Here is a 12,713-nt window from a genome sequence, read left to right as displayed (position 1 = left end):
AGGGCGGGGGTCAGGCCGGTTGCATACGGAAGTGGCGGGTGAACCAGTCGCGGGCGAGGGCGGAGACCTGGTCCAGGGCGCCCCGCTCCTCGAAGAGATGGCTGGCGCCGGGGACGATTTCGAGCTTGTTCTCGCAGCTCAGCGCGGACTGCGCCTGGCGGTTGAGGTCCAGTACCAGGGTGTCGTTGCCGCCGACGATCAGGAGCGTCGGTGCCTGGACGGAGTCGAGCAGCGAGCGGCCCGCGAGGTCGGGGCGGCCACCGCGGGAGACCACGGCGCCGATGTCCGCGTCCGGGTAGGAGGCGGCCCGCAGTGCGGCGGCGGCTCCGGTGCTGGCGCCGAAGTAGCCGATGGGCACGGGCGCGCGGGCGCGCAGCCAGCGGGTGGCGTCGGCGAGCCGGCGGGCCAGGGTGTCGATGTCGAAGACGTTGGCCCGGTTGGCCTCCTCGGCCGGGGTGAGCAGGTCGAAGAGCAGGGTGCCCAGGCCGGCGCGGTTGAGGGCCGCGGCCACCGCGCGGTTGCGGGGGCTGTGGCGGCTGCTGCCGGAGCCGTGGGCGAACATCACGATCGGCGCGGTGGCGGTGGGCCGGGTGAGGTCCCCGGTGAGCAGCACCGGGCCCGCCTCGATCCGGACCTCCTGCTCGGTCGGCACGCTCTGTGGTGTTCCGGTCCCGGCGCGGGCGCGCGGGGCCGGGCCGGCCGCGGCCTGGGCCAGCAGCGAGACGACCTCGTCGTCCGAGGTCTGGGAGAAGTCCTCGTACCACTCGCCGACCGCCGAGAACGCGTAGGGGGTGGAGAGGCAGACGATGTCGTCCGCCTTGGCGCGCAGGCGCTCGGCGGCGTCGGGCGGCGCCACGGGGACGGCCAGCACGACCCGGGCCGCGCCCTGGGCGCGTACCACCTCGCAGGCGGCTGCCGCGGTGGCGCCGGTCGCGATGCCGTCGTCGATCACGATCGCCGTCCGGCCCTCCAGCGGCAGCCGCGGCCGGCCGGCCCGGAAGCGGGCGGCCTGCCGGGCGAGTTCCGCCGCCTCCTCGCGCTCCACGGAGGCGACGTCGGACTGGTTGATCCTGCCCCGGCGGATGATGTCGTCGCTGATGACGCGTACGCCGCCCTCGCCGATGGCGCCGAAACCCAGCTCGCGCTGGTACGGGACGCCGAGTTTGCGGACGACGATCACGTCGAGGGGAGCGTCGAGCGCCTGGGCCACCTGGTAGGCCACCGGGACCCCGCCGCGGGGCAGGCCCAGGACGACGGGATCCTCGCTCTCCAGGTGGCGCACCGCCTCGGCAAGGCGGCGTCCGGCGTCCGCGCGGTCGGTGAACAGCACGATGTGCACCCCCTACCCAGGGGAGACGGAAGCCACGTCCACACCTAGTTCGAAATAACCCCAAACGGGGTCATTGCGCAAGTCCGAGCAGGGCGACGATCTCCGGGACCGACCACCGAGCGTTCACCCCCGGGCACGCTGCGAGATATTCGGCGGTGCGCTGCCGGCTCCAGCCGTGCGCGGCGATGATCCCGGCCGCGATATGGCGCAGATAGGCGGGGGCGGGCGGGTTCGGCGGGACGTCCGTGCTGCGCCAGGGGGCGGTGAAGGTGAGTACCGGGTGGCCGTCGAGCAGGCCGGGGCAGACCAGGGTCTCGTACCGGCCGGGGCCGAGCCGGGCGCGTCCGTGGGTGAGGGCCGGTGTGAGGTCGAGGTCGCCGGACGGGGCGCGGTGCATCTCCTGCGCGGCGATGTCGGAGAATTGAGAGAGCGTCAGGAGATAGGCATGGGCGGGCAGTTCGCCGTCCGCGTCGGCGTCGTAGAAGGCCCGGCCGCCGGTCCACAGCGCGGACTCGGTGGCGAAGTACAGCCGGCCGCGGAGCACGACGGGCGCGCTGCGCGCGGGGCGGCGGGGGTCGCGGCAGCCGGGGTGGTCGTGCCGGCCGCCGGGCGGACGGCCGCCGGTGAGGTAGTGGCCGAGCCGCTCGGGGTGCATGTTGGACCCGTAGGCGGCGTACCAGACCAGGGCCACGGGGGCGGTGCGGGCCGCGTACCGCTCGGGCTCCCGGGGTTCCAGGGCGCGCGGAGTCGTCACGTGTCCACGGTATCGCCGCGGGTTACCGGGGCGCCCGAGGAGCCCGCGGGGGGCTCGGACCGCGCGCTTCCCCGGCGGCGGGCGGATCCCGGTTGATCAGTGGCCCGAGGGGCTGATAGACCTCCTGTTCGTGGCTACTACCAGCGAGCACAGCAACCGGTGGATTCGCCGGTTCCGGCCGGCCGACGACGCGCCTGTCGGCTTGGTCTGCTTTCCGCACGCCGGGGGCTCGGCGACGTTCTACTTCCCGCTGGCGGGGGCGCTGTCCCCACGGCTGGACGTGCTCGCCGTGCAGTACCCGGGCCGCCAGGACCGGCTGTCCGAGCCGTGCCTGGAGGACATCCACGAGCTCGCCGACCGGGTCACCGCGGCGCTGGAGCCCTGGACCGGCCGGCCGCTGGCGTTCTTCGGCCACAGCATGGGCGCCACCGTCGCGTACGAGGTCGCCAGGAATCTGGAGCGGGCCGGAAAGCCGCCGCTGGGCCTGTTCGCCTCCGGCCGCCGCGCCCCGTCCCGGTACCGCGACCAGGCGGTCCACCGGCGGGACGACGACGGACTGGTCGCCGCCCTCAAGGAGTTGAACGGCACCGACGAGGCGGTGTTCGACGACGAGGAGCTGCTGCGGATGGTGCTGCCCGCGATCCGCGCGGACTACACGGCCGTCGATACCTACCGCCCTCGCGAGGGGCCCCGGTTGAGCTGCCCGGTCTCGGTCCTCGTGGGGGACAGCGATCCGGGCACCACCCTGGAGGAGGCGGACGCCTGGCGCGAGCACACCACCGGCCCCTGCGAGCTGACGGTGTTCCCCGGCGGCGGCCACTTCTACCTCAACTCCCGGACGGAGCAGGTCACGAAGATCGTCGTGCGGGACATCGGGGCGTGGACGCAGGGGAGTTGGGCGTAGCGGAGTCGGGCGCGGGGCTGTTGCCCGCGCGCCTCGGTCCGTTCGGACGGGCAGCCGCCGTGTGCTGCCGGGCGGGCCGCCGCCGGTGCCCGGTCAGTAAGCGTGGTGGTTCACCCGGTGCGACCACGCCTCGTAGGCGCGGGCACCCAGCTCGGGGTAGATCTGCTGGATCTTGATCCGGCGCTGGTCGAGCGGCTTCTGGAAGTCCTCGTACTGGAACGAGTCGTCGAAGCCGATCCGCCGGGTGTACTCCATGTCGCAGCTGAAGTAGACCTCGTCCAGCCGGGACCAGTAGATGGCGCTCATGCACATCGGGCAGGGGGCGCCGCTGATGTAGATCGAGCAGCCCCGGAGCATCCGGGCGCGTTCGGGCACCAGGTCCGGCGAGCCCTCGGGCCGGGGCACGTACTGGAGGGTGCTCTCGTTCTGGTGCTCCTCGGAGATTGACGGTGCCTCAGGGTTGAGCATCTGTACGGCCTTGCGGATGGTCTCCACCTCGGCGTGCGCGGTGGGGTCGCCGGTCAGCAGGACGCGGTTCTGCCCGCGGGCGACGATCTCGCCGTTGCGGGCGATGATCGCGCCGAACGGGCCGCCCCAGCCCTTGTCCACGGACTCCCTGGCGAGCCGCACCGCCTCGGCCATCAGTTCCTTCGGTTCCATCGCCACGTCTCCGATCGGCCTCTGGTCCTTGGTGGAACGGTCAAGCATTTGCCCCATTTGCTGCTTAGTTCGCTTTTGTACTACGCTACTCCAGGTGAGTGCCCGTGCAAGCCGTCGCTCGGCGGCCGACAGCGCCACCGTGGTGACCTCGCAGAAGGTGCGTGAAGGCCGGACCGACGAGTACCAGCGCTGGCAGGAGCGGACCAACGAGGCCGCTCGCGCCTTCGACGGGTTCATGGGCGCCGAGGTGTACCCGCCCGCGGCCGGCGCGGCCAACGAATGGGTGGCCGTCTTCCGCTTCGCCGGCATCGAGCAGCTGACCGCCTGGCTGGACTCCGCGCGCCGGCGGGAACTGCTCGCCGAGGGCCGTGGCCTCTTCGAGGGCCCGCCGACGCTGGAGGTGCTCCAGGGCGGCACCCCCGGGCCGACGCCCCATGAGGCCGTCACCGCCGTCATCTCCCATGACGTGCGCCCCGGTTGCGAGCAGGCCTTCCTCAAGTGGCAGGAGAAGGCGCTCAAGGCCCAGGAGAAGTCGCCCGGATACATGGGGTCCGAGCTGTTCAAGCCGGTGCGCGACGTCCAGAAGCGCTGGGTGGTCGTCTTCCGCTTCGACAGCCGCGAACACCTCGACGACTGGCTGGAGTCGGGCACCCGCAAGGCGCTCCTGGACGAGGGGCGCGCCTACGTCGCGTCGTACGACGTGCGCAAGGTCGACTCGGCGTTCAGCGGCTGGTTCCGCTTCGAGCGCGGTACGGGCTCCGAGGCGCTGCCCAACTGGAAGCAGGCCATGTCGGTGCTGCTGGCGCTCTACCCCACGGTGATGGTGCTCACCCTGACCTTCGGCGTGGAGCTGGGGCGGCTCGGCGTCCCCCTGTACCTGGCGCTGTTCTTCAGCAACGTGCTCAGCGTCAGCGCGCTGACCTGGTTGCTGATGCCGCTGGTCAACCGGGCGCTGGCCTTCTGGCTGGCGCCCGGCCGCGCCCGGGGCCGCCGGGTGCAGCTCGCCGGGGTGCTGGTGGTGCTCCTCGGCTACCTGCTGTCCGTCGTCGTCTTCGGGCTGATCACCCATGCCCTGCGCTGACCACCGGCCGCACGCGGAGGAGAGCGGGATGCGCCCACCGGCAGCCCCGCCCGCGAGGGACCTCGGCGGCACCCTGATCCGGCGGGGCGACCCCGGCTACGAGGCCGAACGCGAGCGCGCGGTGTGGAACCTGCGCACGCCGCGGCGGTTCCCCGACGCCATCGTGCGGGCCGCCACGGAAGCCGATGTCGCCCACGCCGTCCGGTACGCCCGGGCCCGGGGACTGCGGGTCGCCCTCCGCTCCGGCGGGCACAACTGGTCCGGTGCGCAACTGCGCGACGGCGGCCTGCTGATCGACCTCTCCGGGCTGCGGACGTGCACCCTCGCCCCCGCCGCCGACGGCGCCCCGGCGACGGCCGACGTGGGCCCCGCCGTCACCGGGGCGGACCTGGTCGCCGCGCTCACCCCCGAGCACCTGGCCTTCCCGGTCGGCCACTGTCCCGGCGTCGCGGTGGGCGGCTTCCTGCTCAGCGGCGGCCTCGGCTGGAACTCCCGCGCCTGGGGGGCCTCCTGCGCGGACGTCATCGGGATCCGGGCCGTCACCGCCGACGGCCGCACGGTCACCTGCACCGAGACCGAGCACCCCGACCTCTTCTGGGCCGCGCGGGGCGCCGGCCCCGGCTTCTGCGCGGTCGTCACCGGTTTCCGCCTCGCGCTGCACCCCCACCCGGGCGCCATCCTGGCGACCGCCCTCACCTTCCCGCTGGCCGACGTCACCGCGGTGGCGGAGTGGGCGGAGCGGACCGCGCACGGGCTGCCGCCGTACGTCGAGACGACCTTCGTCCTGCTGCCCGCCGGAGCCGGGCCGGACCCCACCCGCCCGCGGATCACCGTCTCCGCCACCGCGTTCGCCGCGACCGGACAGGAGGCCCGGCGGGCGCTGGAGCCGTTCACCCGCTGCCCGTTCGGGGAGCGCGCCGTGACCGCGCAGCCGCCCGGACCGACCTCCTTCGCGGCCCTGCACCGGGGCGCGGAGGCGCTCTGGCCGCCGGGGCACCGCTACGCGGCGGACACCCTGTGGTCCGCGGCGGATTACGCGACCCTGCTGACCCGGGCCGCGGGGGCGGTGGCCCGCGCCCCGTCGCCCGCGTCCCTGGTGCTGTCACCCGTCCAGCCGGTGTCCCCGGACCCGGCGCTGCTGCGGAACATGGCCTTCGTCCCGCTCGGCGCGTCCTACCTCGTCGGCTACGCGGTCTGGGACCGCCCGGCCGACGACGGCGCGCAGACGCGCTGGCTGCGGGAGCTGATGGCCGACGCGGACCCGCGCGGCGACGGCCGCCGCTACGTCGCCGAGGCGGACCTGGAGGCCGGCGCCGACCGGGCCCGGCGCGCGTACCCGCCCGCGCACTGGGACCGGCTCCAGGAGATCAAGGCAGAGTGGGACCCGGACAACCGCTTCCACTCCTACCTCGCCCCATAAGGGCAGAAGGGCGGCCCGATGCTGCTCGCCGGTCTCGCACAGGTCTCGGGGGAGGTCGCCGCCACCGCGGCGCGGTCCCGGAAGATCGCGCTGCTGGCCGGGCTGTTCCGGGCCGCCGCGCCGGAGGACGTCCCGGTCGTCATCCCGTACCTGGCCGGACGGCTGCCCCAGGGGCGCATCGGCATCGGCTGGAGCGTACTGCGCGCACCGCCGCCGCCCGCCGCCGAGGCCACGCTGACCGTGGCCGAGACCGATGCCGCGCTGACCCGCCTGGCCCAGGTCGCCGGGCCCGGTGCGCAGGCCGAGCGGCGCCGGCTGGTCCGGGAGCTGCTGGCCGCGGCGACCGCACCGGAGCAGCGGTTCCTGCACGGCCTGCTGACCGGCGAGGTGCGGCAGGGTGCGCTGGAGGCACTGGCCGCCGAAGGGCTCGCCGCGGCCACCGAGGTGCCGGCGGCCGACGTACGCCGGGCCGTGATGCTGGCCGGCTCGCTGCCGGACGTGGCGCGGGCCCTGCTGTCCCGGGGCCCGACGGCGCTCGCCGACTTCCGCCTCACGATCGGCCGCCCCGTGGGACCGATGCTCGCGCAGACCGCCGCGTCGGTCGACGAGGCGATCGACAAGCTGGGCCACTGCGCCGTGGAGGAGAAGCTCGACGGCATCCGGGTGCAGGTGCACCGGGACGGGCCGGACGTACGGATCCACACCCGCACCCTCGACGAGGTGACCGACCGGCTGCCCGAAGTCACCGACCTGGTCCGGGAGTTCCCCGCCGAGCGCTTCATCCTGGACGGCGAGGTGATCGCCGTGGACGACGACGGCCGGCCGCTGCCCTTCCAGCGGATCGCCGGACGGTTCGGCTCCCGGGCCGATGTCTCCGCGGCCCGGGCCGCCCTCCCGCTCACCCCGGTCTTCTTCGACATCCTCGCGATCGACGGCCGCGACCTGCTGGGCCTCCCCGGTGAGAAGCGGCACGCCGAACTCGCCGCGCTGGTCCCCGAGCCGCTGCGGGTGCGCCGCTGCGTGGTGAAGGACCCGGTCGACGCCGGAGCCCGCGCCGACGCCGCGGAGTTCTGGGTCCGGACCCTGCGCCGCGGCCACGAGGGCGTCGTCGTCAAGGCCCTCTACGCGCCGTACAGCGCGGGCCGCCGGGGTGCCGCCTGGCTGAAGGTGAAGCCGGTCCACACCCTGGACCTCGTGGTGCTCGCCGCCGAGTGGGGGCACGGCCGGCGCACCGGCAAGCTCTCCAACCTCCACCTCGGCGCGCGGGACCCGGACGGCGGCTTCGTCATGCTCGGCAAGACCTTCAAGGGCCTGACCGACGCCACCCTCGGCTGGCAGACCGAACGGCTCCAGGAACTCGCGGAGTCGGACGACGGGCATGTGGTGACGGTCCGTCCGGAACTCGTCGTCGAGATCGCCTACGACGGACTCCAGACCTCCCCCCGCTACCCGGCCGGCGTCACCCTGCGCTTCGCCCGTGTGCTGCGCTACCGCGAGGACAAGCCGGCGGCGCAGGCCGACACGATCGCGACGGTGCTCGCCGCGCACCCCGGCGAGCGGGGATAGGTGCGGCGGGGCTCATGGCGGGCAGGCGGAGCGCGGGGCTGCTGCTGTACCGGGGTGGCGCGGACGGCGGTGTCGAGGTGCTGCTGGCGCACATGGGCGGGCCGCTGTGGGCCCGCTGGGACGCGGGCGCCTGGTCCGTTCCCAAGGGCGAGTACGTACCGCCGGAGAAGCCGATGGACGCGGCCCGGCGGGAGTTCGCGGAGGAGCTGGGGCTGCCGCCGCCGGACGGGCGGTACCTCCCGCTGGGGGACGCCCGCCAGTCCGGCGGCAAGGTGGTGACGGTCTGGGCCGTCGCGAGCGACCTCGATCCGGAGCGGATCGTGCCCGGCACCTTCGAGATGGAGTGGCCGCGCGGTTCGGGGGTGACCCGCAGCTTCCCCGAGATCGACCGGGTGGCCTGGTTCACCCCGGAGGCGGCCCGGGAGCGGCTGGTCACCGGCCAGCGGGTGTTCCTCGAACGGCTGGCGGACCGGCTCGGCGACGGCCGCTGAACGCCCTCCCCGCTCCCGTACGCCGCCTGGCGCGCCCGCGCCCGTCGCGCACCGGCCGCCTCCGGCCGCCTCCGTTCCGCCCGGCTGCCGTGCCGGACCGGCGAGGTGGCCGCCGGTCCCCTGGGCACGTCACCGCCCTGCGGGAGGCCGACCTGGCCGGCAGCCGGCGCGACGGCCGCTGCGCCGTGCACGAGCCGATGCCACGGGGCGCGGCCCTTCCTGCACGGCGAGCCGGCCCGCGCGAGCGATCCGGTGCCGACAGGGTGTCATGCAGCTGCCTGGGGCCGCACTTGGATCTTCCGTCCCCTCCCCGCCCGGAACTGCTCCAGCGCCGTGCCGTACTGCTCCAGCGGGTGGCGGTCGCTGATGAACACCTCCGGGTCCAGCACCCCGGCCGCGAAGAGCGCGGCGGCCCGCTCGTAGCTGTGCAGTACGGCCATCGAGCCGGTGATGGTGATCTCCTGGTTGTAGATCCGGTACGGCTCGATGGTGGCCCGGGCGGCGTAGTCGGCGACCCCGAACTGGAGGAAGGTGCCGCCCTTTCCGACCCGGCCCAGTGCGTCCTGGATGGCGCGCTCGCTGCCGGTGGCGTCGACGACCACGTCCCAGCCGCGCGGCCGGTCGAGCGCGTCGGCGGAGCCGGCCGCGTTGCTGCACCCGAGCTCGCGGGCGGTGGCCAGCCGGTCAGGGTTGATGTCGACGACGTCCACGCCCGCCGCCCCGGTGCGCTTGGCGAGCTCCAGCATCATCAGGCCCATCGTCCCGGACCCGTAGATCAGCACCTGGGTGCCCAACTGCTGGCTGCGCAGGATGTCGTAGCCGCGGACCGCGCAGGAGAGGGGTTCGATCAGCGCGGCGTCCTCGGTGCGGACGTGGTCGGGCAGTTTGACGCAGTTGGCGGCCGGTGCCACCGCGAACTCGGCGGCACCGCCCGCGGTGGTGACCCCGATGGCGGCCCACCGCTCGCAGAGGTTGTTGCGGCCGATCCGGCAGTAGTGGCACTCGTGGCAGTAGAGGGAGGGGTCCACCGCGACCCGGTCGCCCTCGGCCAGTTCGGTCACCGCGCTGCCGGTCGCGACGACCGTCCCGGCGAACTCGTGCCCCGGTACGACGGGAAGCGTGGGCGCGAACTCGCCCTGGAGGATGTGGAGATCGGTGCCGCACAGCCCGCACGCGGCCACCTGCACCACGACCTCGCGGGGGCCGGGCGCCGGGTCGTCGACGGTGGCGATCTCGACCTCGCCGGGGGCGCTGATCACTGCTGCTTTCACTTCACGGCTCCAAGGGAGAGGCCCTGGACGAGCTTGTCCTGGGCGGCGAACCCGGCGATGAGCACCGGGAGGGAGATCACGGTTGCGGCGGCGCACACCTTGGCCAGGAACAGGCCCTGGCTGGTGACGAGCCCGGTCAGGAAGACCGGCGCGGTGCCGGCCACGATCCCGGTCAGGACCCGGGCGAACAACAGCTCGTTCCAGCTGAAGATGAAGGAGATCAAGGCGGTCGCCGCGATGCCCGGCATGGCGACCGGCGCGACGATCCGGGCGAGCGTGGTGGTCAGCCCGGCCCCGTCGATCGAGGCGGCCTCCAGGATCTCCACCGGGACCTCGGCGAGGAACGAGCGCATCATCCACACCGCGATCGGCAGGTTCATCGAGGTGTAGAGGATGACGAGCAGCCAGATGCTGTCCAGCATCCGGGTGTTCTGGGCGACGAGGTAGACCGGCAGCAGCCCGGCCACCAGTGGCAGCATCTTCGTGGAGAGGAAGAAGAACATGACGTCGCTCCACTTGCGCACCGGCCGGATCGACAGCGCGTACGCCGCCGGGACGGCCAGCACCAGCACCAGCAGCGTCGAAACCACCGATGCGGTCAGCGAGTTGATCAGCGGCGGCCAGGGGCTGACGCCCGAACCGCCGGCGCCGAAGAACTCGCGGTAGCCGTGCAGGGTGAGCGGTGCGGCCACGCTCGGCGGATTGGTCGCCGCGTCGTTCTCGGTGTGGAAGGACGTCAGCACCATCCACGCCACGGGCAGGAAGAAGGCGATCCCGCAGAGCCAGGCCAGCAGGCCCAGCGCCCCGTTGGCCCGCCGCTGCCGCCGGGGCAGCCGGGCGCGGCCCGTCAGGTGGGCTCCTCGCGTCATCGGGTGATCTCCTCGCGCAGCAGGGACGACACGGTGCGCAGCGCGAACGTCGCCACCAGCAGCGAGCACAGCACCACCACGACGCCCTGCGCGGACGCCCGACCGTAGTCATGGGCCTGGTAGAAGGTCTGGTAGATGGTGTACGGCAGGTTCGCGGTGCCCAGCCCGCCCGAGGTGATGGTGAACACCGCGTCGAAGTTCTGCACGATGTACACCGTCCCCAGCAGGGCGGCGAGTTCGAGGTAGCGGCGCAGATGCGGCAGCGTGAGGTAGCGGAAGATGTCGAAGGGGGAGGCCCCGTCCATCCGGGCCGCCTCCACCGCGTCCGCGGGCCGGCTCTGCAACCCCGCCAGCAGGATCAGCATCATGAACGGCGTCCACTGCCAGATCAGCGACAACTCCACTGCCGTCAAAGGGGAGTTGGTCATCCAGTCGGGCTGCGGCGGGTGGTCGCTGCCGAACAGCCGCCAGAGCCAGGTCAGCGATCCGTCGAGCAGCCCGTACGAGGCGTTGTAGAGCGCGTGCTTCCAGATCAGCGCGGAGGCGACCGGCACCACCAGGAACGGGGTGATCAGCATCGTCCGTACGACACCCCGCCCGCGGAAGCCGCGGTCCAGCAGCAGTGCCAGCCCCAGCCCCAGCAGCAGGCTGACCAGCACCACGGTCGCGGTCAGCAGCACGGTGGTGCCCACCGACGCCCGCAGCGCCGGATCGGTGAAGACCGCCAGGTAGTTGTCGAAGGCGGCGAACCCGCGGTGGTCGGGGGCCAGCGCGTTCCAGCGGGTGAAGGAGATCACCACCGTTGCCACGAACGGGAGTTGGGTGACCGCTATCAGGAAGACGAGTGCCGGCAGCAGGGGAGCGCGGCGGGCCCAGTCCCTGGCCCGGCTCGTGCGGTCAGTGGCCCTGGTACGCATGGGACACCTCCCGCGCCAGTCGCTGGCTCTCCGTCAGCGCGTCGGCCACGCCCTGCTTCCCGGCGATCGCCGAGCTGATCTCCTGGGACACCTTGGTCCCCAGGTCGGAGAACTCCGGTATGTCGACGAACTGGATCCCGGGCGCCGGCCGGGGCTGTACGCCCGGGTCGCCGGGACGCGCAGAGCCGATCGCCCCCTCGGTCGCCGCGGCGAACGCACCGGCTTCCTTGAGGTACGCCGGATCGCGGTAGATCGAGGCCCGCTTGCCGGCCGGCACCTTCGACCAGCCCAGTTCGTGCCCCACCAGCTGCTCGTACGACTTCCCCGACGCCCAGCGGACGAACTTCCAGGCCGCGTCCTGGTGCGTACCGGCCTTCTGGATGCCCCAGGCCCAGGTGTAGAGCCAGCCCGCGCTGCCGGTCCGCTCGACCGGCGCCGGGGCGTAGCCGACCTTGCCCGCGACCTTGGAATCGGCGCTCTCCAGCGAACCGGCGCCGGCGGTCGCGTCGTACCACATGGCGACCTTGCCCTGCTGCATGTCGTTGAGGCATTCGGTGTAGCCGGCCTGCGGCGCCCCCGCCTCCCCGTGCGCGCGGAGCAGGCCGACGTAGAACCCGGCGGCCCTGCGGAACTCCGGGCTGTCCAGCCGGGCCTGCCAGTCCTTGTCGAACCACGTGCCGCCGAAGGTGTTGACGACCGTCGTCAGCGGTGCGGTCAACTGCCCCCAACCCGGCTGGCCGCGCAGGCAGATGCCCTTCATGCCCGTGCGGAATCCGTCCAACTTCGCGGCCATGGCGGCGACCTGGGTCCATGTCGGGTGCGCCGGCATGGTCAGCCCGGCCGCCCGGAACAGGTCCTTGCGGTACATCAGGAACGACGACTCGCCGTAGAACGGCTCCGCGTAGACCTTCCCGTCGGCCGCGGTGAGCGAGGCGCGCACCGGGGCGAGGATGTCGTTCTGGTCGAACTCCCGGTCTCTACCGGCAAGTTGATCGAGCTGGGTGAGCCAGCCGTTGCGGGCGTAGATCGGCGTCTCGTAGTTGCTGAGGCTGGCCACGTCGTACTGCCCGGCCTGGCTGGAGAAGTCCTGGCTCATCTTGTCGCGGAGATCGTCTTCGGGAAGGACGGTGAAGTGGACCCGGATCCCGGTCTCCTTGGTGAAGTGCTCTGCGGTGAGCCGCTGGAGGTCCACCATCTGCGGGTTGTTCACCATCAGCACATTGAGGGTGTCCGGGCCGCCGTTGCCCACGTCGCCGGCGCCGCGGTAGCAGCCGGCGGTGGTCAGCGACAGGGCGACCGCGAGGGCGGTCAGCCATCTGGCGCGGCGGCCGGGGCTGCCGCCTCGTCCGGGGGATCGTGCGCGCACTGCTCCTGCCTTTCTGGGGATGTCGGCCCGCGGGGAGGGGGACGCGGGCATGCCGGGGTGGCCGCCGGAGGCCGGCGGACGTGA

At 73.2% G+C, this 12,713-nt stretch carries 12 protein-coding genes; 5 read left to right on the top strand and 7 right to left on the bottom strand.

Annotated features, from left to right (window positions below; translation table 11 throughout):
- Nucleotides 1-10 precede the first annotated feature (10 nt).
- Complete coding sequence (locus tag IEZ17_RS23090) at nt 11-1,330, bottom strand: alpha/beta family hydrolase (protein WP_189303141.1); 1,320 nt, start codon at nt 1,328-1,330, stop codon at nt 11-13.
- Nucleotides 1,331-1,400: 70 nt separating this feature from the next.
- Nucleotides 1,401-2,084, bottom strand: a complete 684-nt coding sequence (locus IEZ17_RS23085; RefSeq protein WP_189303139.1) for a histone deacetylase — start codon at nt 2,082-2,084, stop codon at nt 1,401-1,403.
- A 130-nt stretch (nt 2,085-2,214) separates the two neighbouring features.
- Between IEZ17_RS23085 and IEZ17_RS23080 the strand changes: the two genes are divergently transcribed.
- On the top strand, nt 2,215-2,988 hold the full coding sequence (locus IEZ17_RS23080) for a thioesterase II family protein (RefSeq protein WP_308427687.1): 774 nt from the start codon (nt 2,215-2,217) through the stop codon (nt 2,986-2,988).
- 93 nt (nt 2,989-3,081) lie between these two features.
- Here IEZ17_RS23080 and IEZ17_RS23075 read toward each other — a convergent pair whose 3' ends face one another.
- Entirely contained in the window at nt 3,082-3,648 is a 567-nt protein-coding gene (locus IEZ17_RS23075; RefSeq protein ID WP_189303137.1) for a nucleoside deaminase, read from the bottom strand.
- A gap of 94 nt (nt 3,649-3,742) precedes the next feature.
- Between IEZ17_RS23075 and IEZ17_RS23070 the strand changes: the two genes are divergently transcribed.
- Genes IEZ17_RS23070 through IEZ17_RS23055 form a run of 4 tightly spaced genes read left to right on the top strand, consistent with a single transcriptional unit; the run spans nt 3,743 to nt 8,206 of the window.
- Nucleotides 3,743-4,729, top strand: a complete 987-nt coding sequence (locus IEZ17_RS23070) for an antibiotic biosynthesis monooxygenase (RefSeq protein WP_229852542.1) — start codon at nt 3,743-3,745, stop codon at nt 4,727-4,729.
- Between the two features lie 28 nt (nt 4,730-4,757).
- A complete protein-coding gene (locus IEZ17_RS23065; RefSeq protein WP_189303136.1) occupies nt 4,758-6,149 on the top strand; it encodes an FAD-binding oxidoreductase in 1,392 nt (463 codons plus the stop codon).
- Nucleotides 6,150-6,167: 18 nt separating this feature from the next.
- Nucleotides 6,168-7,715 carry an ATP-dependent DNA ligase gene (locus IEZ17_RS23060; RefSeq protein WP_189303134.1) on the top strand — a complete coding sequence of 516 codons (1,548 nt, stop codon included), beginning with the start codon at nt 6,168-6,170 and terminating at the stop codon, nt 7,713-7,715.
- A 14-nt stretch (nt 7,716-7,729) separates the two neighbouring features.
- Nucleotides 7,730-8,206, top strand: coding sequence for an NUDIX hydrolase (locus tag IEZ17_RS23055; RefSeq protein ID WP_189303132.1), 477 nt, complete (start codon nt 7,730-7,732; stop codon nt 8,204-8,206).
- Between the two features lie 266 nt (nt 8,207-8,472).
- Here IEZ17_RS23055 and IEZ17_RS23050 read toward each other — a convergent pair whose 3' ends face one another.
- From IEZ17_RS23050 to IEZ17_RS23035, 4 genes are read right to left on the bottom strand one after another with little or no spacing between them, the layout of a single operon-like run.
- Nucleotides 8,473-9,477, bottom strand: coding sequence for a zinc-dependent alcohol dehydrogenase family protein (locus IEZ17_RS23050; protein ID WP_189303130.1), 1,005 nt, complete (start codon nt 9,475-9,477; stop codon nt 8,473-8,475).
- Nucleotides 9,474-10,346, bottom strand: a complete 873-nt coding sequence (locus tag IEZ17_RS23045) for a carbohydrate ABC transporter permease (protein ID WP_189303128.1) — start codon at nt 10,344-10,346, stop codon at nt 9,474-9,476. The genes IEZ17_RS23050 and IEZ17_RS23045 overlap by 4 nt, the downstream gene beginning before the upstream one ends.
- A complete protein-coding gene (locus IEZ17_RS23040; RefSeq protein WP_189303126.1) occupies nt 10,343-11,263 on the bottom strand; it encodes a carbohydrate ABC transporter permease in 921 nt (306 codons plus the stop codon). The genes IEZ17_RS23045 and IEZ17_RS23040 overlap by 4 nt, the downstream gene beginning before the upstream one ends.
- On the bottom strand, nt 11,244-12,680 hold the full coding sequence (locus IEZ17_RS23035) for an ABC transporter substrate-binding protein (RefSeq protein WP_189303124.1): 1,437 nt from the start codon (nt 12,678-12,680) through the stop codon (nt 11,244-11,246). Before IEZ17_RS23035 ends, IEZ17_RS23040 begins: the two co-directional genes overlap by 20 nt.
- Between the last annotated feature and the right edge of the window lie 33 nt (nt 12,681-12,713).

This window comes from Streptomyces albospinus (assembly GCF_014648695.1).
Lineage (GTDB): Bacteria > Actinomycetota > Actinomycetes > Streptomycetales > Streptomycetaceae > Streptomyces > Streptomyces albospinus.
Note: the sequence above shows the minus strand (reverse complement) of the source record. Positions and strands in the feature narration are given on the sequence as shown.